General features: G+C 40.3%; 20 protein-coding genes. 14 read left to right on the top strand and 6 right to left on the bottom strand.

The window, feature by feature from the left end; translation table 11 throughout:
- Positions 1 to 226 precede the first annotated feature (226 nt).
- The 5 genes from priA (at position 227) to I6F44_RS00080 (ending at position 5336) form a co-directional block, all read left to right on the top strand.
- Complete coding sequence (priA, locus tag I6F44_RS00100) at positions 227 to 2413, top strand: primosomal protein N' (protein WP_197173077.1); 2187 nt, start codon at positions 227 to 229, stop codon at positions 2411 to 2413.
- A gap of 20 nt (positions 2414 to 2433) precedes the next feature.
- Positions 2434 to 2961, top strand: coding sequence for an SPOR domain-containing protein (locus tag I6F44_RS00095; protein WP_007582031.1), 528 nt, complete (start codon positions 2434 to 2436; stop codon positions 2959 to 2961).
- Positions 2962 to 3040: 79 nt separating this feature from the next.
- On the top strand, positions 3041 to 3559 hold the full coding sequence (hslV, locus tag I6F44_RS00090) for an ATP-dependent protease subunit HslV (protein WP_002958366.1): 519 nt from the start codon (positions 3041 to 3043) through the stop codon (positions 3557 to 3559).
- A gap of 11 nt (positions 3560 to 3570) precedes the next feature.
- Positions 3571 to 4899, top strand: a complete 1329-nt coding sequence (hslU, locus tag I6F44_RS00085) for an HslU--HslV peptidase ATPase subunit (RefSeq protein WP_197173076.1) — start codon at positions 3571 to 3573, stop codon at positions 4897 to 4899.
- Between the two features lie 62 nt (positions 4900 to 4961).
- Positions 4962 to 5336: a gamma-butyrobetaine hydroxylase-like domain-containing protein gene (locus I6F44_RS00080; RefSeq protein WP_010553804.1), complete on the top strand. Its 375-nt coding sequence runs from the start codon at positions 4962 to 4964 to the stop codon at positions 5334 to 5336.
- 86 nt (positions 5337 to 5422) lie between these two features.
- Here the strand turns inward: I6F44_RS00080 and I6F44_RS00075 are convergent, their stop codons facing one another.
- From I6F44_RS00075 to I6F44_RS00065, 3 genes are all read right to left on the bottom strand, one after another.
- Positions 5423 to 7303, bottom strand: a complete 1881-nt coding sequence (locus tag I6F44_RS00075) for a methyl-accepting chemotaxis protein (RefSeq protein ID WP_197173075.1) — start codon at positions 7301 to 7303, stop codon at positions 5423 to 5425.
- Positions 7304 to 7412: 109 nt separating this feature from the next.
- Entirely contained in the window at positions 7413 to 8444 is a 1032-nt protein-coding gene (locus I6F44_RS00070) for an MJ1255/VC2487 family glycosyltransferase (RefSeq protein ID WP_197173074.1), read from the bottom strand.
- A complete protein-coding gene (locus I6F44_RS00065) occupies positions 8441 to 8980 on the bottom strand; it encodes a phosphatase PAP2 family protein (protein WP_197173073.1) in 540 nt (179 codons plus the stop codon). The genes I6F44_RS00070 and I6F44_RS00065 overlap by 4 nt, the downstream gene beginning before the upstream one ends.
- Positions 8981 to 9185: 205 nt before the next feature.
- Here I6F44_RS00065 and rraA point away from each other — a divergent pair, with 205 nt between their 5' ends.
- A complete protein-coding gene (gene rraA, locus I6F44_RS00060) occupies positions 9186 to 9683 on the top strand; it encodes a ribonuclease E activity regulator RraA (protein WP_002959955.1) in 498 nt (165 codons plus the stop codon).
- A gap of 1 nt (position 9684) precedes the next feature.
- Positions 9685 to 10734 (top strand): formimidoylglutamase, encoded by a 1050-nt coding sequence (locus I6F44_RS00055; RefSeq protein WP_197173072.1) that lies wholly within the window; start codon positions 9685 to 9687, stop codon positions 10732 to 10734.
- Here I6F44_RS00055 and I6F44_RS00050 read toward each other — a convergent pair.
- Together I6F44_RS00050 and hutI are read right to left on the bottom strand one after the other, a co-directional pair.
- On the bottom strand, positions 10731 to 12395 hold the full coding sequence (locus I6F44_RS00050) for a bifunctional diguanylate cyclase/phosphodiesterase (RefSeq protein ID WP_197173243.1): 1665 nt from the start codon (positions 12393 to 12395) through the stop codon (positions 10731 to 10733). The genes I6F44_RS00055 and I6F44_RS00050 overlap by 4 nt on opposite strands.
- 120 nt (positions 12396 to 12515) lie before the next feature.
- Positions 12516 to 13763, bottom strand: a complete 1248-nt coding sequence (gene hutI / locus I6F44_RS00045) for an imidazolonepropionase (RefSeq protein WP_197173071.1) — start codon at positions 13761 to 13763, stop codon at positions 12516 to 12518.
- Positions 13764 to 13882: 119 nt separating this feature from the next.
- Here hutI and hutC point away from each other — a divergent pair, with 119 nt between their 5' ends.
- The 3 genes from hutC (at position 13883) to hutH (ending at position 17868) form a co-directional block, all read left to right on the top strand.
- A complete protein-coding gene (hutC, locus tag I6F44_RS00040) occupies positions 13883 to 14590 on the top strand; it encodes a histidine utilization repressor (protein WP_007582045.1) in 708 nt (235 codons plus the stop codon).
- A gap of 66 nt (positions 14591 to 14656) precedes the next feature.
- Positions 14657 to 16330 (top strand): urocanate hydratase, encoded by a 1674-nt coding sequence (gene hutU, locus I6F44_RS00035; protein ID WP_197173070.1) that lies wholly within the window; start codon positions 14657 to 14659, stop codon positions 16328 to 16330.
- A gap of 2 nt (positions 16331 to 16332) precedes the next feature.
- Positions 16333 to 17868 (top strand): histidine ammonia-lyase, encoded by a 1536-nt coding sequence (hutH, locus tag I6F44_RS00030; RefSeq protein ID WP_024589901.1) that lies wholly within the window; start codon positions 16333 to 16335, stop codon positions 17866 to 17868.
- On the opposite strand, the gene I6F44_RS00025 is transcribed toward hutH, so the two are convergent.
- Positions 17865 to 18635: an NADP-binding protein gene (locus I6F44_RS00025; protein ID WP_008137681.1), complete on the bottom strand. Its 771-nt coding sequence runs from the start codon at positions 18633 to 18635 to the stop codon at positions 17865 to 17867. The two genes, hutH and I6F44_RS00025, sit on opposite strands and share 4 nt — an antisense overlap.
- Positions 18636 to 18751: 116 nt before the next feature.
- On the opposite strand from I6F44_RS00025, the gene I6F44_RS00020 reads away from it, so the two are divergent.
- The 4 genes from I6F44_RS00020 to I6F44_RS00005 all read left to right on the top strand — a co-directional run bounded on the left by I6F44_RS00020 (position 18752) and on the right by I6F44_RS00005 (position 25423).
- Complete coding sequence (locus tag I6F44_RS00020; RefSeq protein WP_197173069.1) at positions 18752 to 20779, top strand: methyl-accepting chemotaxis protein; 2028 nt, start codon at positions 18752 to 18754, stop codon at positions 20777 to 20779.
- 371 nt (positions 20780 to 21150) lie between these two features.
- Positions 21151 to 23865, top strand: a complete 2715-nt coding sequence (gene secA, locus I6F44_RS00015) for a preprotein translocase subunit SecA (protein ID WP_007582061.1) — start codon at positions 21151 to 21153, stop codon at positions 23863 to 23865.
- A gap of 68 nt (positions 23866 to 23933) precedes the next feature.
- Positions 23934 to 24332, top strand: coding sequence for an 8-oxo-dGTP diphosphatase MutT (gene mutT, locus I6F44_RS00010; protein ID WP_010553815.1), 399 nt, complete (start codon positions 23934 to 23936; stop codon positions 24330 to 24332).
- 23 nt (positions 24333 to 24355) lie between these two features.
- Positions 24356 to 25423, top strand: a complete 1068-nt coding sequence (locus tag I6F44_RS00005; protein WP_197173068.1) for a phosphotransferase enzyme family protein — start codon at positions 24356 to 24358, stop codon at positions 25421 to 25423.
- Positions 25424 to 25547 lie beyond the last annotated feature (124 nt).

Raw genomic sequence — 25547 nt, 5'->3', positions numbered from 1 at the left:
ACCTCTAGTTAAGGCCGCATCGCTCTCCAAACCCGGAGTTTGGCACCATACGTCGTTAAAACAAATTTGTTGGTGGCGGATTTTATCCAACAACCTCCCCCCACACAAGTATTTATTTATATTTTTGCCAAAAAAGTGAACAATCTCTGTCTCAAGCGCTATTGCTAGTAGGTTTTTAGCGTTATTTTTAGTACATTACAGCATTAATTTTACGGGTTGAGTTGTTATGAGTTTTGTTGAAGTTGCTATTAAAGTCCCACTTCCACGCACCTTTGATTATAAAATAGAAGAACAGCTCAGTGGCTTATCAACTCCTTTACTACCTGGCATGCGGGTTTTGGTACCTTTTGGTAATCAAAAAAAAGTAGCGGTTGTTTTGGGTATTAAAAGCAGTACCGACGTCCCTTTAAATAAAATTAAAAATATTATAGAGGTAATAGACGACGCCCCTATTTTAAGTGCCCAGCATTTAGAACTCCTTAGCTTTACTGCCCGCTATTATTGCTACCCATTAGGCGAAACTATTCATATAGCGCTACCTGGTGCACTTCGCCAAGGTGAATCGCCTGATAAAACCAGTATTAATATGGTTGCCCTGACAGAAAAAGGTGCAAAAGTACCGTCATTAAAAGCTAAAACACAGCTCAACCTATTAAAGCAGTTATCACAATCAGGTAAGTCATCATTAACTGAGTTAAAAGCACTGGGCTTTAGTAAAAAAACAATAGATAGCTTAATAGATAAAGAACTCATTACACAAACTATTGAACACGATAACCAATGGCAAAGCGTTGCGCCAACCGTCGGTAGTAAACCAGTACTTAATAAAGAACAAGCGGTTGCTTGCACGGCTATAAATCAAAGTACTGGCTTTAGCAGCTTCTTATTAGAAGGCGTAACGGGCAGCGGTAAAACCGAAGTGTATTTACAGTGCCTAGAAGAAGTACTCAAACGTGGCGAGCAAGCCCTCGTACTCGTGCCCGAAATCGGCCTAACACCACAAACCGTAAACCGTTTTCGCCGCCGCTTTCCTGATACACCCATTATGCTTTGGCATTCAGCACTTACCGACAACGAACGTTTACAAACATGGCGTTTTTGCGAAAAAGGCAGTTGCGCGATAGTTATTGGCACGCGTTCGAGTATTTTTCTGCCATTTTTAAAACTCGGTATGATTGTTGTTGATGAAGAACACGACTCGTCATTTAAACAACAAGATACCCTTCGTTACCATGCTCGTGATTTAGCCGCTTACAGGGCTTTTCAGCATAAAATTCCGCTTATATTAGGCAGCGCAACGCCCGCGCTTGAAACACTTCATAAAGCAATTAATAACAAGTATCAGCTATTAAGTTTAACCGAGCGTGCGCAAACAGCGACTGACAACCAGTTTAAGTTACTCGATATGAAAGGTCAGCCCGACCAAGCAGGTATTGCACATGCAATCCTTGCTACTATGCGTCAGCACTTAAATCGCGGTAAACAGGTTATGGTATTTTTAAATCGCCGAGGTTTCTCACCCACCCTTATTTGCCATGAGTGCGGTTGGTTGAGCGAGTGTAAACGATGCAGTACCAGCGCTACATTTCATAAAGCGATTGGGCAAATGATCTGTCATCACTGTGGCGACCAGTACCCTGTCCCTCACCAATGCCCTGACTGTGGAAGTACGCAAATATTTCCTAACGGTAAAGGCACAGAGCAAATTGAAGAGTTTTTATCGACCGAATTCCCTGATACACCCGTTACTCGTATAGACCGCGATTCAACTCGCCGTAAAGGTAGCCTTGAAAAAGCACTTGATGAAATAAATCTAGGCGGCGCACGCATTTTAGTGGGCACACAAATGCTTGCCAAAGGCCATCACTTTGCAGATGTGAGCCTTGTTATAATTTTAGATGTAGATAGCGGCTTATACTCATGCGACTTTAGAGCAACAGAACATTTAGCGCAATTAGTCACCCAAGTAGCGGGGCGTGCTGGACGTTCAGGTGAGCCTGGCCAAGTGTTATTACAAACACACTTTCCAGAACACCCTCTTTTGCAAGACTTAGTTAATAATGGTTACCAAGACTTTGCCCGCTTTGCTCTTAGTGAGCGCGATGATGCTGACTTACCGCCCATTACAAATATGGCCATTGTGCGTGCACAAGGGCATAGTATTAAACTAGTCGTCGATTTTTTGACGGATTTGGTTCCTGTGAATGGGGTATCTGGTATACAATTGCTCGGTCCGATCCCTGCCCCACTTGAAAGAGTCGCAGGTATGTATCGTTTTCAATTGCATATTCAAGCGCAAGATCGTCGCATATTACATCAGTACCTTGCGCAAATGGTTGATTATTTAAGTACCAGTAAACTTGCACAAAAAGTACGCTGGAGCTTAGACGTAGACCCTATAGACATGATTTAGGTTAAGGCCAAAATAACACCATGGCACAGCACGATTATATTAATAAAAAGCCTGCAGGCAGAAACAGTAAAAAAAACGCACCCGCTAAGAAACCATTTCCTATTCTTTTAGCCGTTATAGCCATCTTACTTGTAGGTGGTTTTGCCTACACACTATGGTTTATAAAAAGTAATGCCGATCCAAAACTTGTCGAAAAACAAGCTAACCCAACTGCACCCGCAAAAGTAGAAGTTGTTATTCCACGTACACCGGAATTTATTAAAGAAATTAGAAACCACGAGATTCAAGTTGAAGTAAAAGAACTTGAGCAAAAAGGTCCTTATGTTATGCAATGCGGTTCGTTCAGAACTCATGCACAAGCTGAATCATTAAAAGCTAAAATCGCATTTGCAGGGCTCATTTCTGAGATAAAACAGGCTGAAGGCAGCAATGGTACTTGGTATAAAGTACGTTTAGGCCCTTATAAAACAAAACGCCAAGCCGAAAGCGATAAAAACAAACTTAAACGTGTAAAAATAGTCGGCTGCGGAATTTGGGGCTGGACTTGAAAATAAACCATTCACCCATATAACCTCATCATAATCGTTTTTTACGAGTTGCCTCTGCAGCTCGATGATGAGGAATAACATGACTACTATCGTAAGTGTTCGCCGCGGCGACAAAGTTGTAATTGGCGGCGATGGCCAAGTTTCACTTGGTAACACCGTAATGAAGGGCAACGCCCGTAAAGTTCGACGTCTTTATAATGGCAAAGTAATCGCTGGTTTTGCCGGCGGTACTGCTGATGCCTTCACTCTTTTCGAACGTTTTGAAAGCAAATTAGAAATGCACCAAGGTAACCTAACTAAAGCCGCAGTAGAAATGGCTAAAGATTGGCGAAGTGACCGTGCACTTCGAAAACTCGAAGCGCTGCTCGCTGTAGCAGACGAAACAGCCTCTTTAATTATTACCGGTAATGGCGATGTAGTTCAGCCAGAAAACGATTTAATTGCAATTGGTAGTGGTGGTAACTTTGCGCAATCAGCTGCAACCGCCCTTTTAGAAAATACAGATTTAAGCGCTCGTGAAATAGTAGAGAAAAGCTTAACTATTGCAGGCAACATCTGCGTATTTACTAATAACTTCCAAACAATCGAAGAATTATAATAGGAACTATTATGTCTGATATGACCCCAAGAGAAATTGTTCACGAGCTAGATCAGCACATTATAGGTCAGGCTAAAGCTAAAAAAGCGGTCGCTATTGCGCTTCGTAATCGCTGGCGCCGTATGCAATTAAATGAAGATTTACGCAGTGAAGTAACACCAAAAAATATATTAATGATTGGTCCAACAGGTGTAGGTAAAACAGAAATTGCCCGCCGTTTAGCAAAACTTGCTAACGCACCATTCATTAAAGTAGAAGCGACTAAATTTACTGAAGTTGGTTATGTTGGTAAAGAAGTAGATACGATCATACGTGACCTCGTTGATGTTTCAATTAAAATGACTCGCGAACAGCAAACTAAAAAGTTTAAACATCGCGCCGAAGAAGCAGCAGAAGAGCGTATTTTAGATGCACTTTTACCACCGGTTAAAGATCAATATGGCGAAAGCCAACGCGACGATACTTCATCTACTCGCCAAACATTTCGTAAAAAATTACGTGAAGGTCAATTAGATGATAAAGAAATCGAGATTGAATTAGCGCAAGCTCAATCAAACGTAGAAATTATGGCGCCTCCTGGTATGGAAGATATGACCAACCAGTTACAAAGCATGTTTCAAAACATGGGCGGCGATAAACGCACTAAACGTAAGTTAAAAATTAAAGAGGCCTTCAAACTATTAACGGAAGAAGAAGCCGCTAAATTAGTAAACCCTGAAGAGCTAAAAGAACAAGCTATTTTTGCAGTAGAGCAAAACGGTATTGTGTTTATTGATGAAATAGACAAAATTTGTAAACGTGGTGATTCTTCAGGCCCTGATGTGAGCCGAGAAGGTGTTCAGCGCGACTTACTACCGCTAATTGAAGGCTCAACAATAAACACTAAGCACGGTATGGTTAAAACTGACCATATGTTGTTTATTGCCTCAGGTGCGTTCCAAATGTCTAAACCATCAGACATGATACCTGAGCTACAAGGTCGCTTACCGATTCGAGTAGAACTTGAGCCACTAACTGCAAATGACTTTAAACGTATCCTGACAGAGCCACATGCATCGCTTACTGAGCAACAACGAGAGCTCCTTAAAACTGAGCAAGTAACGATTGAGTTTAGTGATGATGCTATTGAGCGTATTGCTAAGGCAGCGTGGCAAGTTAACGAAAAAACCGAAAACATCGGTGCTCGTCGCTTGCATACTGTGATGGAAAGATTGATGGAAGAAATTTCATACGATGCTTCTGAAAAAGCAGGTTCATCACTTGTTATTGACGCCGCTTACGTTGAAAAACATCTAGGCGCACTTGTTGAAGATGAAGACTTAAGCCGCTTCATTCTATAAAACGAATATAAACGTTATACTAAAAGCCTCCAGATTGGGGGCTTTTTAATGGGATATATAAAATGAAACACGTTACAAAAGTGCATTACCACAGCGTGAGTAAAAATTTAGATGTTTATTTTGACGACGATAGCCAAGCAGTCTTTAGCTGTGAATTTTTACGCGTTCACTCTCCCTCTGCTGAAGTGCAAGGCCATGGCTCTGGTCCAATGAAGCTAGTACTTAATAAACAATCTGTAGGTATAAAAAACATAGTACCTGTCGGGCATTATGCACTGCGTTTAGATTTCGATGATGGTCACAATAGCGGACTGTTCAGTTGGAGTTACTTTGAAAAACTACAAGCGCAGCAACAAACGTTGAGCGATGAATATTCGGCACGCGTAGCCGAGCACGAACAAAACAAAAACAGTGTACCAATAAAGTTTATTCCTTAAACCTTATTGGTAACTTTAGGTGGGTATTTTTAGATTAGTTAACCTAAACCCTGGTTAAGATATTTACTACCCAGGGTTCAGGTTAGTTACACTTTAAACTTATCAATAGCGCTAAATAACACTCTAGCTTGCTCAGATACTTCTTCGCTAGTTTGGGCGTTTTTAGCAGCATGTTCAGTTGCATCTTGCGCAATATCGCGAATTCTTACTACATTTTTATTAACCTCTGATGCCACTTGGCTTTGCTCGTCAATAGCAACCGCTATTTGAGAGCTCATTTCCATTATTGTTTGTACATCTTCAGTAATTGCGCCTAATAACTCACCTGCTTTAATTGCTTGCGAGGCACTTTCATCGCCTTGAGAACGACATTTGTGCATAATACTCACCACTTCTTGAGTACGCTGCTGTAAGGTACTTATAATACCTTCAATCTCACTCGTGGACTCTTGAGTACGCTTCGCTAATGAACGAACCTCATCTGCAACAACAGCAAAACCACGACCATACTCACCAGCACGTGCCGCTTCTATTGCCGCATTAAGTGCGAGTAAATTTGTTTGATCTGCAATCCCCCGAATTACATCAAGCACTGAACCAATTGTTTCGCCATCTTTTTCAAGTTGCGATACTACATTTGATGCATTCCCTAACGAATCAGATAGGGCTCTAATGTGCTTAACGGTAGAGTCAACTTCACTGCGCCCTTGTTGAGCACTTAAGTTTGTTGACTCTGCTTTTTTAGCAGCCGCTTCAGTATTATGTGAAATATCCTGAATCGTCGCCTGCATTTCGGTGGCTGCAGTTGCAACCATGTCGGCTTCATGTAATTGCTCTTGCATACCGGAGCTTGTTGCTGCGGTACTTTCTGATAAATGCTCTGTTGCTATGTTAAGCGTATTTAAAGCACCATTAACTTCGTTAATTAAGTTTTTAAAATCGCCTATTAAACTATTAAAGTCGACCGTCATGGTGGTAATTTCGTCTTTACCTGTTTGCTCTATCATCACGCTTAAATCATTATTACGACGAATATCGTTAATGGTGTGATAAACCCGCTCTATAGGCACAATAATCGAGCGGCTCGTGAAATAAACCAACATTAAAACAATAATGCCAGCAATCACAAAAATAAGAATGGCTAAAAATTGTGCCTGTCCAACGCTTTTATCTACCTGCTGCTTAGTGCTTAATAGTATCTGCGCAACGATTGCATCACTTTGTTCAACACTTTTACGCATTTTTCCAAGTGCACCTGAATTTAAATCTAAGCCCAATTCAACCTGTGCCTGGACCAATGCTTGAAATTGCGTTTGGTAGGAATTTAAAAAGCCATTTAATTGAGCTGTATACCCCGTATCAAATTGAGCCTGAGCGATTTGCCGCTTTAAAGTATCAACCCCTTCATCAAATCGAGTTAAATACTTAAGATCAAAACGTAGCATAAAATCTTTTTCAGCCCGTCTTAATTGTAATATAGAAGATAAGAGTTTGTAATTATCTTGCTCTTTGAGCAAGCTTTCGACCTCGTGTACTGCACTTCTTAGTTCGCCATACAGCCCATCTTTTGGGTGTAATCCTATGCGTTTTTGTAGCACAACAACACTCATAAAGTCATTGTTATAAGCACTTACCAAATTATCGAGATTACTTATTTTTTGGGTTTCGATACCCTGCTCTTGCATAATTACATTCAACTTAGCAATTTTACTTTTAAGCTGGTTATAATCTTGTTCAAATAAGTCTAATGCTTCTTCTTGTTTATAAAAAAGAAAGTTTTTTTCATGTTTACGCAGTTCTAATTCATGGATATTAAGCTCTTCAGCAAGCTGAATTGTTTTATTTAAGCTTAACGTTGTTCTCGCTTCATAAATTATTACGCATAAAAGGACCACCATTGCTAAACCAACAACGACTGCGTTTAACTGTAAACGTCGTTTGATTGTTAAGTTTTGTAAAAAATTCATCGCTAACGCCTTTTTTAAATATGCATTTGTATTATAGCTGATAGCTCAGAAGCGACTCATTAATTTAACTTTTTATTATTGGTTATTCTAAGCTACTTAATTATGATGGCTATAAAGCGACACTATCCCACAAACCTTTGTGTAACGATTGTGTGTTATTCCACTGTTGTTTAACCAACCAATCAATTAAAGGCGCGGGATCGCTAGGGTAATTTATTTGCTTATTTTGCGGGGCGCTATTCCAGTCATCAAGGGCTTGCGGGTTTAAATAGTTCATAACATGCGCCATGCCCATGGCAAACAAAGTTTGTGCATTTGCGGTTTGCTCAAACTGCCCATCTAAAGGCTTTAATAGTAACTTCTTACCTAACTTAAGCGCTTCACTGGCAAGCTCAAACCCCGCATTACCAATAACGCCACTCGTGTTTGCTAAGTCGTTTAAAAAACTCAAACGCGATGGGGAGCGTAAATGTATATGTCCAAAAGATTCATTGCGGGCATTTGGGTGATAGCAATAAAATTCTTTTTCGGGAAAGTCTTTTAAGTAATCAACAATGCTATCTAAGTTTTCAAAAGGTAAATATACCAATACCTTGTTCATCACCGCGACAGGGTTTTCATGGTTATGATGAGCAATAAAAGGCGGGATTATATTATTTGCAAATGGCTTCCAGTGTACGCCTAAGTAGGTAGATGCTGGTGCATAATGCTTGATGAGCGATTTTCTAAGTACACCACGACCAAATATAGGTACGTTTTCTGACAAAAATGCGGCTTGGTGACTAATACCGATAATGGGTATATCGGCCCGTTTTGCAGCCCATGCTGTGACTGGCTCAAAGTCATTAAGTACAAAATCGTACTGTTTTATATCAAGCGATTTTATATCACTCACCAGCTTACAAACTCGCATGTTTTTAAGTGTTTTTAAATTTTTGACTTGCCCATTTTCAGTATCAAACGATAAGCCCCGATACGCTTTATAATCTGAGAATTCGTGCATATCAAAGTAATCTTTATTTGCTCGCCCTGAAAACACATAATCAACATCAATACCAAGTTTATTAAAGCAGCTTGCCATAACCCTAGCCCGCGTTATATGACCATTACCGGTACCCTGCACTCCATACAATATTTTCATACAGGTACCACAAGCGCTAATGCGAATAAGCCACAAACACTGCCAATAATCGCACCTATAATAATATCAGCAGGAAAATGTACGCCTAATACAACACGAGAAATAGCCACACCAGCAGCCCAACTAAGTAGTAGCCATATATATTCAGGGAAAAAGTGACTTAGTATAATCGCAACTAAGAACGCTGCAGCGCTGTGGCCCGAGGGCAAACTAAATTTATCACTTGGTACTATGTAAGCATTTGTTACTAAGCAGTCGCATGGACGGATGCGGGCAAATCTATTTTTGGCCAGTAAGTAAATGGGCCTTTCTAAAGCAAAACCAACTAATATCGTTACAGGTAATAATTGTTGCTGCTCATTATTACTAAGCCACCACACCGCTAAACACACAAGTATGTAAAGCCCTCCATCACCGCTTTTTGATAATCCAAACGCCATTGTTTTAAACCACTTCGGTGAGTTGCAATTAAACAGAGTTAAAAATAATTGCTCATCTAGCAGAGCTGCCCTTTTAAACATATTATTGTTATCCATCACTTCCCCCTCATTGCATAATATATGAACACCGATTTAGCTTATGTGTTGTAAATAACAATTGAGTGACGCTTTTAAGACACTATTATTGCGATTAATGATTTAGCGCTTGTTTTGTCTAAATTTACTGCGATTAAGTCGTTGTTATTGCTTATAAGGAGGGTATACTGAGGTATAAATTAATGTACCTTTTGAGGATAAAATAATGGATTACAGCACTTCTGATTTATGTGACCACTTTGCTGATGTGGTTGACGTGCTAGAGCCAATGTTCATCAACTTTGGTGGTCGACACAGCTTTGGTGGCCGCATTAAAACGGTTAAATGTTTTGAAAATAATGAACTGATCCGCGAATTACTTTCTCAAGACGGTACAGACTTAGTGCTTCTTATTGACGGTGGTGGCTCAACTCGCCGTGCACTTATTGATATTGAATTGGCCGAACTTGCACTTGAAAACAACTGGAATGGTATTGTTGTTTACGGCGCAGTACGCCACGTTGATGAGCTTGAAGAACTTGATTTAGGCATTCAAGCAATTGCTTCCATTCCTGTTGCAGCTGACAGTGAAGGTGCTGGCGAGGATGCTATAGGCGTTAACTTTGCCGGTGTATCATTTTTTGATGATGACTTTATTTATGCCGATAGTACTGGCATTGTTTTATCTGCAGAAGAATTAGAATTGGAAGTTGTAGAAGTATAACGTGACCTCCCATTTAAAAGTATATGATGAAAGCGCGGTTAGAGCACTTTGCTCTAGCCGCGTAAATGAAAAAAAAGCATGGCAATCAATGGCCTTGCTAGACACTCAAGTAAACCTGCAACAAGCACTTATTGACGCAGCTCAATTTGGCATTCGCTACGTACTTCTTGGTATTTGCGAAGATATTGGCCCAAAAGCAAATTTAGGAAATGGCGGTGCAAACGAAGCATGGTCTGCTTTTTTAAAACGTTTTTTAAACCAACCTCATAATCAATTTATTGCCACTCAAAAAGTACTTTTATTGGGTGAAGTAAATACTGATGATTTAATGGCGCAAAGCAACCAACTTAATAATCAGCAAGCCCAGCAGTTAACTCAATTACGAGATTTATGCCAACAACTTGATGAACGCGTAGAGTCAGTATTAAGCCTTATTTTTAAAGCAGGGCTTGAGCCAATCGTCATTGGCGGAGGTCACAATAATTGCTTAGGTATTATTCGCGCGCTAAGTAAGTCAAAAAACACGCCTGTTAATGCTATCAATTTTGACCCTCATGCCGATTTTAGAGAATGTGAAGGTCGCCATAGTGGTAATGGTTTTCGCTACGCGTATAACGAGCAACATCTAAGTAATTACCATGTTATTGGCTTACATGAATTAAAAAATAATCAAGCAATTATAGATGCAATGAGTGAAGCTAACTTTAAGTTTGATAGCTATCAATCTATACAAGTTAAGCGAAAAATCACACTAACGCAGGCAATTGAAAATGCACTAAGTAATTTTAATGATTTACCACTGGGTGTTGAAGTTGATTTAGATAGTATTACTTATATGCCAGTTAGTGCGTATACATATTGCGGATTTAGCGTGAATGACACTGAGCACTTTGTGCATTTAGCTGCAAGCCATCGCTACTCTAAGTACTTACACTTATGTGAAGCAGCGCCTAGCCAGCATCCTAACGGGTTAGATGCCGGTGCTGCCCATGTAGGGCAAGTGATTAGTGCACTTGTAAATAGCTACCTACAAGCCAAAGAAAACACTTAACGTTGTTGAACCGATCGCCACTCTTTTAGCCAGCTCATTAAACCGATACTACTTAGCGGATGACCAAAGTAATAACCTTGTGCAGCATAACCTTTTAAGCTTTTTACAAACTTAAGTTGTTCAAGTGTTTCTACTCCTTCAAAAATTACTTTTGTTTTTTGTTGGCTATGCATATCAACCATTCCACCAACTAAACTGCGTATATTGTTTTGATTACTAAAGTCAGCGGTAAGTGAAGGTGAAACCTTAATATACTCAACCGCTAAACTTGGTAACTTAGAAAGTAGTACTGGGTTATCACCAAGTCCATCCACACATACTTTTAAGCCTATGTTATTAAGCCTTGCGATCATGCCTCGACCTTTGTCATCTAAACCAGCAAAAATATGTAAAGGGCATTCAACAATTAAGTCTCCCGCCTCTAAGTGATGTTCATTTATAACAACATCAACAAATTCAACAAACTCTTCATTTAGCATTTCAGGGCCAAATACGTTAATGCTAAGCGGTATAGAAATACCTTCTACTCTAAGCGCCATTGCAAGCTCAGCGGCTCTCTCCATTACAAATTTAGCAAGCGGGTAACCAAGCCCTGCTATTTTTATGTCGTCAATAAAACGATTAGCAGATAAAATTCCTTGCTTAGGATGTTGCCAACGCAGTAGTAATTCTAAAAACTCAATTTGACCGTTTTCGTTACAAATTATAGGTTGAAAATAGAGTTCTAATTCGCTCGAAAAATCAATATTTGCCAATTCTTTTAGTCGCGCTTGTTGCTCTCGCAGTTCAATCATCATTTGTTGATGATAAGGCACAACCTTGCGATTTGGATGGCTATCGAGTGCTAGGTATGCATACGATATTAAATTATCAAAGTTATTGTCTTGCTCATTACAATCAACATAGCTCGCCCTCGCTTTTACCTCTACAGTGCAGTTAGCAACATTAAATGGCTTAAGCGTTGCACCCAGTATTTGTTCAATAACCAACTCATGCAAATGTTTTTGATTCGCAAAACTACAAATAAATGCAAAGTTAAGGCCCCCTAAGTGGGCTAGCTTTTCTTGCCCAACTAAAGTCACTATTTCGTCACTTGAAAGCAGTTCTTTTATTCGATTAGCCGATTGTGCTAAAAGTATATCGCCAAAGTCACGTCCAATGTGCTGGTTAACTTGTTCAAATCCTTCAAGACGAATAACGATTAACGCTGCACTTACTTGCTTATTGTCGCACCATGCATAGTAACCTTGACGTAACTGTTTTCTATCTGCAAAAACCGAAAGCGGAGACTCTTCAATAAATGCATCACCTGTAGGTTCTGGCTCTATCACTACTTCTATTTCAGCGCTTTCATCATTTAAAAAGCCAACAATAGCTAATAATAATATTGCTAACACAACCCAAAATAACGGAACTTCCAATAATAAATGAGCTGAAAATAGAACAACAAATAAAAGACCAGCCATTGAGCTGGTAATAATCATGCTCCAATTATTTCGCTCGAAGGCTTGCCATAAATGAAAACAAAATCCAAAGGCAAGCAAAATGGCTAGCCAAGCTGCGCCCGTACTCAAAATAGCCAAGCCAACAGCTGCTGTGCATAAATAGCTAAATTTAATACTGGCATTTTTAACGGCAAATAAAGTGGCAATCATCGCCATCAATAGTGCACCACTAAAAAATATTGGGAAGTTACTGTCGGTTAGTATGTTCAAATTAACGGCATCCGTATTCGCTAAAAAAGTTTAAACCAGATTATATGCGGGCAAAAATAATACAAACTAGTTAATTCTACCCAAAATCCATAAATTTAACAGTTTATTTACGCCAAATTGGTAACTTAATTGTGATGGATGACTTATTTGCCAATGCGCAATATCAGCTCTTGCACCAACCTTTAAAATACCACGGTCGTCTAACCCGAGTGCTTTAGCAGCATTGCGAGTAACACCTGTCAATGCTTGCTCGGGTGTTAATCTAAACAATGTGCATGCCATGTTCATCATCAAGTGCACTGAGCACAGCGGTGAAGTGCCAGGATTAAAATCACTCGCAATAGCTATAGGTACTTTATATTGATTAAGTAACTCAATAGGTGGGAATTTAGTTTCTCTTAAAAAATAAAATGCACCGGGCAGTAACACCGCGACCGTCCCAGCGTTTGCCATGGCTTTTACACCCTCTTCATCAAGATGCTCAATATGATCTGCCGAAAGGCCATTAAACTGCGCTACCAGCTCAGCACCATGTTGATTAGATAACTGCTCAGCATGGCATTTTACTGGGAGGTTATGCTTTTTAGCCGCCTGGAAAACACGTTTGGTTTGCGAATAACTAAAGCCTACATTTTCACAAAATACATCGACTGCATCAGCAAGATTATTAGCCACTACCTGATCAAGCATATCAGTACATACCAAATCAATATATTCATCAGCACGTCCTTTGTATTCAGAAGGTAGAGCATGCGCCCCTAAAAAAGTGGTTTTTATATCAATAGGGTGATGTTCACCTAATAAACGAGCTACTTCTAATATTTTTATCTCGTTTTCAGTATCTAGCCCATAGCCTGACTTTATTTCAACAGTGGTTACACCTTCTTTTAACAACGTATTTAAGCGATCTTTTGCATCAACAAATAATTGCTCTCGATCGGCTGCTCTCGTCGCTTTAACCGTACTTGCTATGCCACCGCCTTGTGCCGCAATTTGCTCATAACTTACACCCTGCAAGCGCTGCTCAAACTCTTGCGACCTTGAACCTGCAAACACTAGATGCGTATGACAATCTATTAAGCCCGGCGTTAACCACTGCCCTTTTATACTCAATGTCGGCGTTGCAAATACATCAAAACTGGGCAACGTTGCTTGCTCTCCAATCCACGCAATTTTACCATTTTTAATAGCTATAGCAGCATTTTCGATTGCGCCATAAGGGGCATTTATATTGCTATCCATAGTGGCAATATTGGCATCAGTTAAAAGTAAGTCGATTTCTTCTAACTCATAATTTTTTGTTGTGCTTTGCATTTTGCAACCCTTTTTACGCCCAGAGTGATGAAAATATAGTCTAACAACCCATCTTGTATATACAAGGTAATTGTGTCATCTTATTTATATAGTTTATTTTTAATGTAACCATAAATTTAATGACGACACCTAAATTTGCGCAAATAAAACAATTCATTGTTGATAAAATTCGCAGCGGTACGTGGCAAGAAAACCAACGTGTTCCCTCTGAAAACGAACTAAGTAGTCAATTTAGTGTCAGCAGAATGACAGCCCGCCGAGCACTAAGCGAGTTAACCGAGGCAGGTATTTTAACCCGCAGCCAAGGGTTAGGTACATTTGTAGCCACATTTAAATCGCAATCATCGTTACTCGAAATAAAAAACATTGCTGATGAAGTAAAGGAACGTAACGGCAACTACACCTGTAGTGTACTTATACTTGAATCAATAAATGCAGTCGCACCTATTGCCATTGCACTTGGTGTTGAGATTGACAGTGTTGTATATCGAAGTGTACTCGTGCATAACGAAAACGACAGCCCCTTGCAGCTAGAAGAGCGTTTTGTAAACCCTGCACTTGCGGCTGGTTACTTACAACAAGACTTTAGCACGCTTACACCTCATGAATATCTATCTAGTGTTGCACCACTTACCCAAGCGAGGCATACCGTAGAGGCTATTATGCCAAACAGCGAAATGTGCCAATGGTTAAACTTATATAACGAAGAGCCATGCTTACAAGTTATTCGACGCACATGGTCTATTAACGGCATTGTAAGCTTTGCGCGCCTTGTATCACCAGGCAGTAAATATCGCTTAGGTGGTCACTTAACATTTAAAAAATAACAAACAATAGCGCTTACTGCGCTTTTTTTATAACAAATCACCTTGTATATACAACAGGAGCAAAACATGAACAACCGACTCGACACAAGTCGCGTAATACGTGCACCTCATGGCGATAAAATAAGTGCTAAAAGCTGGCAAACTGAAGCTGCTAAGCGCATGCTAATGAATAATTTAGACCCTGAAGTAGCAGAACATCCTCATGCACTTGTTGTATATGGTGGTATTGGCCGAGCAGCTCGTGATTGGCCAAGTTATGACAAAATTATAGAAACCCTCGATAGACTCGAAAACGACGAAACTCTGCTTGTACAATCAGGAAAACCCGTTGGTGTATTTAAAACCCACAGTAATGCACCTCGTGTACTTATTGCCAACTCAAACCTTGTTCCACACTGGGCAAATTGGGAGCACTTTAACGAGCTCGATAAAAAAGGCTTGATGATGTACGGACAAATGACAGCGGGTTCTTGGATTTATATTGGCTCGCAAGGGATTGTACAAGGCACTTACGAGACCTTTATAGCCATGGCAAAGCAACATTTTTTAGGCAGTGCTAAAGGTAAGTGGGTATTAACGGGTGGCCTTGGTGGTATGGGCGGTGCGCAACCACTTGCCGCTACAATGGCAGGGTTTAGTGCGCTAGTTGTTGAATGTGATGAAAGCCGTATCGATTTTCGTATAAAAACAGGCTACGTTGATGTAAAAGCAACGAACCTTGAACACGCACTGCAATTAATAACCGACGCGTGCATAAAAGGTGAAGCCCTATCAGTTGGCCTACTTGGTAACGCTGCCGATGTATTTAGTACACTGGTTAAAACAGGTATTACACCTGATGTAGTCACAGATCAAACATCAGCTCACGATCCATTAAATGGTTACTTACCACAAAACTGGACAATGGAGCACGCAGCAAAAATGCGTGAGCAAGATCCAAAAGCGGTGGTAAAAGCTGCTAAACAATCAATGGCAGTCCAAGTTAGAGCCATGCTGGAGCTGCAAAAAGCGGGTGCCGCCACTACTGATTACGGAAATAATATTCGTCAAATGGCGTTTGATGAAGGTGTTACCAACGCGTTTGATTTTCCTGGATTTGTACCCGCCTATATTCGCCCTTTATTTTGTGAAGGTATTGGCCCATTTAGATGGGTAGCATTATCAGGCGATCCAGAAGATATTTATAAAACCGATGCAAAAGTAAAAGAGCTTATTCCTGATGATGCACATTTGCATAACTGGCTTGATATGGCCCGTGAACGTATTCAATTTCAAGGGCTACCTGCACGTATTTGTTGGGTAGGTTTAAAAGATAGAGCACGCCTTGCATTGGCCTTTAACGAAATGGTTAAAAATGGCGAACTTAAAGCCCCTATCGTTATTGGTCGCGATCACCTCGACTCTGGCTCAGTTGCCAGCCCTAACCGCGAAACAGAAAGTATGAAAGATGGCTCTGATGCGGTATCGGATTGGCCATTACTCAATGCACTGCTTAATACAGCAAGTGGCGCTACTTGGGTGTCCCTTCATCATGGTGGCGGTGTAGGTATGGGGTTTAGTCAGCACTCTGGTGTGGTTATTGTTGCCGATGGTACAAATGAAGCTAAAGAGTGTATTGCTCGCGTACTTTGGAACGACCCTGCAACGGGTGTAATGCGCCATGCTGATGCTGGATACGACATAGCAAAGAACTGCGCTAAAGAACAAAATTTAGACCTACCAATGTTAGACAAGGAATAATCATGTTCGAACTTACTCTCACTCCAGGCTCACTTAATTTAAACACACTGAGAAAAATTAATAATTCACCAGTAAAGTTAAGCCTTGTACAGCATGCTGAATCGCAAATAGCTGCCAGCGCACAAACCGTTCAAAACGTTATTAATGAGCACCGCACTGTATACGGGATTAACACCGGCTTTGGGTTATTAGCTAATACCAAAATAGCCGACGACGAACTTGAATTATTACAGCGCTCCATTGTGCTTTCACACGCTGCGGGCATTGGCGAATACATGGATGACAGCACAGTAAGGTTAATGATCACCTTAAAAGTAAACTCGCTTTCGCGCGGCTACTCGGGTATTCGCCTGCAAGTAATCCAATTTTTTATGCAGCTGCTTAGTAGCGAAGTATATCCGTGCGTGCCTAAAAAGGGCTCCGTGGGGGCATCGGGGGATTTAGCCCCTCTTGCGCATATGTGCCTACCTTTATTAGCTGAAGGTCAAATGCGACATAAAGGAAAAATAATTAGTGCAGCACAAGGGTTAAAAATAGCGGGGCTTGAACCTCTTACCCTTGCAGCTAAAGAAGGCTTAGCATTATTAAATGGCACACAAGCGTCAACTGCGTTTGCACTACAAGGCCTATTTAGAAGCGAGAACTTATATGCACAAAGCTGCGTTATCGGCTCGATAAGCATAGAAGCTGCAATGGGCAGTCGCGCGCCATTTGATGCACGTATTCATGATATTCGTGGTCAGCGCGGACAAATAGACACCGCTCAAGTATTTAGAGAGCTACTCGATACGCACTCTCAAATTAGTGATTCCCACGTCAATTGTGAAAAAGTACAAGATCCATACTGCCTTCGCTGCCAACCTCAAGTGCTAGGTGCTTGCCTAACTCAGATACGCCAAGCCGCAGAAGTGTTGCTATGCGAGTCAAACGGTGTAACCGATAATCCGCTAGTTTTTGCCGATGTAGGCGACATCATTTCTGGAGGGAATTTTCATGCAGAACCCGTTGCAATGGCTGCCGATAACCTCGCTATTGCGATTGCCGAAATTGGTGCTTTAGCAGAAAGACGAATTGCATTACTTATTGACTCAAACCTATCTAAGTTACCGCCATTTTTGGTTGAAAACGGCGGGGTAAATTCAGGTTTTATGATTGCTCAAGTAACCGCTGCTGCGCTTGCGTCAGAAAACAAATCATTAGCACATCCGGCTTCGGTCGATAGCTTGCCTACATCTGCAAATCAAGAAGATCATGTATCTATGGCAACCTTTGCAGCAAGGCGCTTAGATGAAATGGCCAATAATACCCAAGGTGTTTTGGCAATAGAATGGTTAGCATCGGTTCAAGGGCTAGAATTTAGAAAGCCGCTTGAACCATCAAATAAAGTGCAAAGCGCTAAAGCGTTATTACGCGAGCATGTGAGTTATTATGATAAAGACCGCTACTTTGCTCCCGATATCGAAGCTGCTAATACATTACTAAGTGAAGGTAAGCTATGCGACTTCATAGAGAGCAGTCCCCTGCCTTCAGCATATTAAATACCATATTGGTAAGTAAAGCCTAGCGCTTCAATAGCTGAGCCAATAACTTTGCGCTCAGCTTTATCATCACTGGTAAAGCGTGGTAACTCGCCACCATGTTCTGCACACTTCACTGCGTAGTATTCAGCTTTTGTCGGGTGCGCAGGATTAACAACATTATAAATATTTTGCCCTACTTGCCAGTGCTCTATCACCGCAAAGATAGCATTAATTACATCTTGTTGGTGCACCATATTTACTACTTGCTCACTTGATGTATTAAGCTCTTTGCCTGCCACAAAACGACCAGGTTCTCTATTAGGCCCTAGTAATCCAGCTAAACGCAGCACTTTCCCGTCTTGCTCAAGTACTTGCTCTTCTGCCTCATAGAGCTTTATTTGGCGCTCGTTTGTGCATGAAATATCGCAACTTTCGCTATATACACCAGGCTCTTGATCGTATACCCCGGTTGACGAGCATAATAAAAAGCCCTTTGCGTTTAACTCCTTTGAAAGCTTAAGCGCTGCGGTGAGTGTTTCAGGATAATTACTTTCACTGTGCCTGCTACGTGGTGGAATAGCACATACCCAATAAGCATTTTGTAAATCAACTTGATGTCTTAATTGCCCATCTTCAAGTGTAAACTGACGCTCAAAGTCAAACTCGTGTATATCTGTTCTATGCGTTCCTTGTACTTGCCAATCAGCTTTTTGCGCACTTACGCATAACGCATGTCCTAACCAACCTGCACCTAATACTACTAATTTATTACTTTTATTTGTCATTTTTGTATAAGCCTTTATTTTAAACGCATAATTAGTTCTTTCTATCTAACTTTATAGAGATTTTAAGTAAGATATGATTAGATATAATTTCATAAATAATAAAAATATGCGTACTCATGCTAAATAATTTATCATTACGGAAGAAAATATTATTATTGATTGGTGGAACAATTACCGTTTTACTAATTATTGCCTCAACATTTTTTGTTAAACACATTGCCAACCTCTCTAGAGAAAACATAGAAAATGAAGCGCAAAGTTATCTACAGACCGAGCAACTTTCAATGCAAAGTTACTTTGCGATGTACGGAAAAATGGTATCAACCTTTGTTAATAACCCACATTTAATCAACTTTTTTGAAAATTGGGATACTCGCGATCAAGCACTTGAAAGCGCCCCTGGCTACAACGAAGTAAACCAAGACTTTGTCCGTTTAAGCTCAAATGACGAAAACATTTTATCGGCCTTTTTTGCCTCAGCAACCACCGGTGAATACTTTAAAGAAAATGAACGTACAAGTCACTACAACGGCCAGCCTTATTACGCCTACAAGCGTGGTTGGTGGCAAGAAGCCATGCAAGTTAACAAACTTTACGTAGGTCCAATCTCTGTTGATTTAACCACAGGCGTAGCATCCGCAGTAGTACAACAACCTGTTTATAACGCACAGCGTAAACTCATTGGTATGGGCGGTGTTGATTTACAACTAAACAAAATTAACGACATGGTCGAAAATATTCGCTTTAACGGCCAAGGTTATGGATTTTTACTCGATGGAAATCAAAAAGTAGTTCACTTTTCAAAAGCCACAGGACACAAACTTTCAATTACAGATGAAGGTGCAAACGGTAAAGAAGGACTCGATGCGCTTGAGCAACAGTTTACAGATACAGCAGGCTTTAAAGAATTAAATACACAAATGCGAAATAACCTTAAAGGCAGCCAAATGGTTACTTTTAAAGGTGAGCAGTTTTATGTGGTTTACCATCGTCTGCAGCTAGAGCAGCCTTATATAGATTGGTATGTAGGTCTACTTATTCCTACTAGCATGATTGAAGAGCCCGTAAATGCCGCAGTAACCGCAACAACAACTGCAGTAGTTATTATCTTAATTATTATATTAGCCATGATTTTATGGGCTACCCATATGATTTCAAAACCCATCACAACACTTACGCACATTATGCGTGATATAGCATCGGGCGAAGGCGACCTTACTCAAAAAATTGATATTAATAGTCAAGATGAAGTGGGACAGCTGACCAATCATATGAACACTTTTATTGATAAGTTACGCGCCATGATGCTAGAAACCGCAGCGCAAGCAGAACAGCTAAGTAATGCAGCAGCTCAGCTAAGACATGTTTCTGAGCAAACTAATTCTGAAATTCAGCAAGAGAAGCAGCAAGTTGATAGCGTCAGCGCTGCGGTAACTGAAATGGCGACTACTGTGCTTGAAATATCACGTAATGCACAACATACAAATAACGCAGCTGAAGAAGTTCAGGCAATTACAGCTGAAGGTGCTAGCCGCTCTACACAGGCGCAAAAAGTAATGACTGAACTTGCGCTACATATTGGTGAAGCATCTAAAGTGGTAGCAGGCCTTGAACAAGAAAGTAATAACATTGGTGCGCTAGTCGACGTAATTAATTCAATTGCCGATCAAACCAACTTACTTGCACTGAATGCGGCTATAGAGGCAGCTCGTGCCGGTGAACACGGTCGAGGCTTTGCCGTTGTTGCTGATGAAGTACGCTCACTAGCAAGTCGCACACAAGAATCAACAGACGATATTCGTAATATGATTTCGCGCTTGCAGCAAATAGCTCAACAGGCCTCAGTGATGATGCAACAAGGACAAGATCAAACCGAGGGCTCAGTACTGCAAACTAAAGAAGTACTTAGCTCACTTCACAATATTGCGCAGTCGGTCACTAAAGTACAAGACCAAAGTCATCAAATAGCCACGTCAACTGAGGAGCAAACAGTCGTTGCTGAAGATATTAATACGAGCCTTTCGGCAATTAATAACTTAGTGAACAGTACCGCTGACCATGCGCATACCCTCGCTGACGAAGCTCGTGACTTAAGTGATTTAGCTGCAGCACTTAACAAAACGGTTAACCAATTTAAATTATAAAACACTCATTTAATAGCTGTGTTTAAGCGTCAAACTTAAGCGCAGCTATAACCCTTGTTTTTAATTTATTTAGCACCATATCTTTACAGTTCGCTACTATTTTTACTGTAATTGAGTAATACAAAGTTATTTTTACGAACCAGATCAAATTTTTCGATTTTATACACAGATCTTTTTATTGAGATAGTTTGTTGTTTGGCAGAGTCTGGTATAGTAGCGCACGTAATAAACAGTGCTTTTTGAGCGGTTTAATACAATATTGCTAATTAATATGTTCTAAGTGTTATTTAAAAGCACATATTAATTACCAATTGTTAAAAATGGGTTAGCCGATACTCGGCTGACAAAGAATACATTGTAACGGTTTTATCATGATATCTAATTTATTTACCAAGCTTTTTGGTAGTCGCAATGACCGCACTATTAAAAACTTAAGAAAGACGGTCGCGCTAATCAATGCGCTAGAAACGCAACTTGAAGCGCTTTCTGATGAAGATTTAAGAGCTAAAACAGCTGAGTTTAGAGAACGTTACGATAACGGACAAGGCCTTGACGATATCCTACCTGAAGCTTTTGCTGTGGTACGTGAAGCGTCAAAGCGTGTAAATGGCATGCGTCATTTCGACGTGCAGTTATTAGGTGGTATGGTTTTACATCAAGGTCGCATTGCAGAAATGCGTACCGGTGAAGGTAAAACACTAACAGCTACCCTACCAGCTTATTTAAACGGCTTAACAGGCAAAGGTGTTCACGTAATTACTGTGAATGACTATCTTGCTAAACGTGATGCTGAAACCAACCGTGCGTTATTTGAATTTTTAGGCCTTACTGTAGGCTGTAACGTACCGGGTATGATGCCACAGCAGAAGAAGCTAGCTTATACTGCTGACATTACGTACGGTACAAATAACGAATTTGGTTTTGACTACCTTCGCGATAATATGGCTTTTAGCATTGATGAACGTGTTCAGCGTCCATTATTTTATGCCGTAGTCGATGAAGTGGATTCAATCTTAATTGATGAAGCGCGTACTCCGCTTATTATTTCAGGCCCAGCTGAGGACAGCTCTGAGCTATACACTGAAATAAATACCATCGTTCCTTTACTTGAACTTCAAGAAAAAGAAGACGAAGAAGGTGTTGAAGGCGACGGCGATTACACTATTGATGAAAAGTCTAAGCAAGTTCATTTAACAGAACGTGGTCAAATTAAAGTAGAAGAGCTACTTACTGAACGCGGCTTAATTGAAGAAGGTGATTCGCTTTACTCAGCAGCAAGCATTACGCTACTAAGTCACGTTTATGCGGCCCTTCGTGCTCACAAGCTATACCAAAAAGATGTTGATTACGTAGTAAAAGAAAACGAAGTAATCATTATCGATGAGCATACTGGTCGTTCAATGGAAGGTCGTCGTTGGTCAGAAGGTTTACACCAAGCTGTTGAAGCTAAAGAAGGTGTAAATATTCAGAACGAAAACCAAACACTTGCATCTATTACGTTCCAAAACTACTTCCGTTTATACGAAACACTAGCAGGTATGACAGGTACTGCCGATACTGAAGCTTTTGAGTTTCAATCTATCTACGGCCTAGATACTGTTGTTATGCCAACTAATAAGCCAATGGTTCGTGATGATCGCGCCGACTTAGTTTACCTAACGCAAGAAGAAAAATACGAAGCAATTTTAATTGACATTAAAGACTGCCAAGACCGCGGACAACCGGTACTTGTAGGTACTATTTCAATTGAAAGCTCCGAGTATTTATCACAGTTTTTACGCAAAGAAAAAATTAAGCACAACGTACTTAATGCCAAATTTCATGCGCAAGAAGCAGATATCGTTTCAGATGCTGGCCTACCAGGTACAGTAACAATTGCAACCAACATGGCCGGTCGTGGTACCGATATCGTGTTAGGTGGTAACTGGAACAGTGAAGTTGAAAAACTTGAAAACCCAACTGCTGAGCAAATTGCTGAAATTAAAGCAGCTTGGAAAATTCGCCATGATGCAGTAATTGATGCCGGCGGTTTACATATCATTGGTACTGAACGTCACGAATCTCGTCGTATAGATAACCAATTACGTGGTCGTTCTGGTCGTCAAGGTGACGCCGGTTCTAGCCGTTTCTACCTATCGATGGACGATGCACTAATGCGTATCTTCGCTGGTGAACGCATGACTAACATGATGCGTAAACTAGGTATGCAACGCGGTGAAGCAATTGAACATCCATGGGTAAACCGTGCGATTGAAAATGCACAGCGTAAAGTAGAAGCACGTAACTTTGATGTTCGTAAGCAATTGCTTGAGTACGATGATGTAGCAAACGATCAACGTCGCGTTGTTTACTCTCAACGTAATGAGCTACTTGAAGAAGGCGATATTTCAGAGACTATCACAGCAATTCGTGGTGATGTTCTTGCTAGTGTAATTGATCAGTACATTGCACCGCAAAGCCTTGCTGAAATGTGGGATATTCCTGGCCTTGAAGAGCGTTTAAAACAAGACTTCTTACTTGAGTTGCCAATCACTCAATGGTTAGCAGATGACAATAAACTATACGAAGAAAAACTTCGTGAGCGTATTGAGCAGGCGGTTGAGCAGTCATACAAGCAAAAAGAAGAGCAAGTTGGCGATTCTGTTTTACGTCAATTCGAAAAAGCGATTATGCTACAAAGTCTTGATCAGCATTGGAAAGATCACCTTGCTGCTATGGATCACTTACGTCAAGGTATTCATTTACGTGGTTACGCGCAAAAGAATCCTAAGCAAGAGTATAAGCGTGAATCGTTTGAGCTGTTTTCTGAAATGCTTGAAAACTTGAAAGTAGATGTTGTAAGCATCCTAAGTAAAGTACAAGTACGCGCAGAAGAAGATGTTGAAAAAGTAGAAGAGCAACACCGTAAAAGTGAAAATGCTCCTCGCGAATACCAACATGAAGAAGCTGAGCAAGTAGGTGGCGAAGCGCCAGCACCAGAAACAGCTACTGTAATGGCTCGTACAGAACCAAAAGTAGGTCGTAATGACCCTTGTCCTTGTAAATCAGGTCAAAAATTCAAACAATGTTGCGGTAAATTAAAATAGCCCAGTATTGTTATTAGCTTATTAAAAAGCGGCGCTAGCGTCGCTTTTTTTTATGGAGTTTTAAAGTAATGACTATAGAAATTGTACATGTAGCTGTTGGTGTTATTAAGAAAAATAACGCTATATTCATTTGTAAACGCGCAGATGAACAACATCAAGGCGGTTTATGGGAATTTCCTGGTGGCAAAGTAGAAGCAGGTGAAAGTGTTTTTGTTGCACTTAAACGCGAGCTTACTGAAGAAGTTGGATTAACAATTCACAGCTCTAGTCAACTTATGGTGATTGAACATGACTACGGCGATAAGTGCGTTAAATTAGATGTACACGTAGTAAGTAACTTTAGCGGTGAAGCACATGGCGCTGAAGGGCAACCTAGTGAATGGGTAGCAATTAGTGAATTAGAAAATTATGATTTTCCTGAAGCTAATGCTGAAATTATCGAGAAAATAGTAGCCCGATACGCATAACAAACTAGGTACAAGTGAGCACAATGAACATCTCAATACAAAATAAGCTAAGCGAACAATTAGCATTAAATCCTGAGTTAACTCAAGTTAGTGTGATTGGTAGCGGCCATATAAATAGTACATGGCTACTTACGTGTATTGATAAACAGTTTATTGTGCAAAAACTTAATACTGAGGTATTTAAATACCCTGCTCAGTTAGTAAGTAATGCAAAACTAATTGAGCAGCATTTAAATACCAAACAACTACAAAGCAACTACCCCCTTGAAACAGTTAAGCATATAGCCATACAAAACAACGAACACTTAATAGAAATTGATAGCGCGCATTATCGCGTCCTTAGCTATATTAATGACAGTTACAGCGAAGACGTTGTTAAAAATGCGCAACAGAGCGAGCAAGCGGCTTACGCCTTTGGCGTATTCGCTCATGCATTACAAGATTTTGATACACAACAACTACATACTGTAATTCCTGATTTTCACAACTTAGCGATGCGCTTTGAGCAATTAAATATCGCAATCACAATTAACTCTGTAAATAGAGTAAAGCACTGCGCTGACGAAATAGAATATTGCTTATCGCAGCAACATTTAATCACCGAGCTTAATAGCATAGCTAAGCAGATACCACTTAGAGTGTGTCATAACGATACAAAAATAAATAATATGCTGTTTTGTAGTGCAACTCACAAAGCAAAAGCAGTGATTGATTTAGATACCTGCATGGCGGGATTTAGGCTTTATGATTTTGGCGACATGGTACGCACTTTCTGCTCCCCCGAAGCCGAGGATTCAACAAACTTACACAACGTTATTATTCGAAAAGATATATTTTCAGCCATTGTTAAAGGCTATGTAACGCCATTAAAAAGCAGCATGAGTACAAAAGAACAAGAAAGCCTGCTGTTAGGCGCTAAAATAATGCCGCTCATGTTAAGCGTGCGCTTTTTAACTGATTACTTAAATAACGATGTGTACTTTAAAGTGGCTCATGCAGAGCATAATTTAGAGCGAGCACAAAACCAACTCGCGCTTTATAAAAACATACTCAGTAACGAAAAATGGATGCACCAATGCTTAATGAGCTAAAGCTTATTTAACCTGATGTAATGGTCTCCTCCCTATACGGCATCTATGTGCCATGATTAAAGTGGTTACAATAATCAAAGGGAGAAGACCAAAATGAAGATTACAACAATTGGTTTAGACATAG

The sequence above is a fragment of the Pseudoalteromonas sp. NZS11_1 genome (assembly GCF_015864275.1).
Lineage (GTDB): Bacteria > Pseudomonadota > Gammaproteobacteria > Enterobacterales > Alteromonadaceae > Pseudoalteromonas > Pseudoalteromonas arctica.
The sequence above is the reverse complement of the archived record's forward strand: the minus strand, read 5'-3'. Positions and strand labels throughout refer to the sequence as shown.

Coding starts and splice junctions, on each gene's coding strand:
- I6F44_RS00025 (WP_008137681.1), bottom strand. CDS start 18,635: ATGACAAATAAAAGTAATAAATTAGTAGTATTAGGTGCAGGTTGGTTA.
- I6F44_RS00065 (WP_197173073.1), bottom strand. CDS start 8,980: ATGGATAACAATAATATGTTTAAAAGGGCAGCTCTGCTAGATGAGCAA.
- I6F44_RS00080 (WP_010553804.1), top strand. CDS start 4,962: ATGAAACACGTTACAAAAGTGCATTACCACAGCGTGAGTAAAAATTTA.
- hutC (WP_007582045.1), top strand. CDS start 13,883: ATGACGACACCTAAATTTGCGCAAATAAAACAATTCATTGTTGATAAA.
- I6F44_RS00005 (WP_197173068.1), top strand. CDS start 24,356: ATGAACATCTCAATACAAAATAAGCTAAGCGAACAATTAGCATTAAAT.
- I6F44_RS00095 (WP_007582031.1), top strand. CDS start 2,434: ATGGCACAGCACGATTATATTAATAAAAAGCCTGCAGGCAGAAACAGT.
- hslU (WP_197173076.1), top strand. CDS start 3,571: ATGTCTGATATGACCCCAAGAGAAATTGTTCACGAGCTAGATCAGCAC.
- I6F44_RS00075 (WP_197173075.1), bottom strand. CDS start 7,303: ATGAATTTTTTACAAAACTTAACAATCAAACGACGTTTACAGTTAAAC.
- I6F44_RS00050 (WP_197173243.1), bottom strand. CDS start 12,395: ATGGCGATGATTGCCACTTTATTTGCCGTTAAAAATGCCAGTATTAAA.
- rraA (WP_002959955.1), top strand. CDS start 9,186: ATGGATTACAGCACTTCTGATTTATGTGACCACTTTGCTGATGTGGTT.
- hutI (WP_197173071.1), bottom strand. CDS start 13,763: ATGCAAAGCACAACAAAAAATTATGAGTTAGAAGAAATCGACTTACTT.
- hslV (WP_002958366.1), top strand. CDS start 3,041: ATGACTACTATCGTAAGTGTTCGCCGCGGCGACAAAGTTGTAATTGGC.
- hutH (WP_024589901.1), top strand. CDS start 16,333: ATGTTCGAACTTACTCTCACTCCAGGCTCACTTAATTTAAACACACTG.
- I6F44_RS00020 (WP_197173069.1), top strand. CDS start 18,752: ATGCTAAATAATTTATCATTACGGAAGAAAATATTATTATTGATTGGT.
- secA (WP_007582061.1), top strand. CDS start 21,151: ATGATATCTAATTTATTTACCAAGCTTTTTGGTAGTCGCAATGACCGC.
- mutT (WP_010553815.1), top strand. CDS start 23,934: ATGACTATAGAAATTGTACATGTAGCTGTTGGTGTTATTAAGAAAAAT.
- hutU (WP_197173070.1), top strand. CDS start 14,657: ATGAACAACCGACTCGACACAAGTCGCGTAATACGTGCACCTCATGGC.
- priA (WP_197173077.1), top strand. CDS start 227: ATGAGTTTTGTTGAAGTTGCTATTAAAGTCCCACTTCCACGCACCTTT.
- I6F44_RS00070 (WP_197173074.1), bottom strand. CDS start 8,444: ATGAAAATATTGTATGGAGTGCAGGGTACCGGTAATGGTCATATAACG.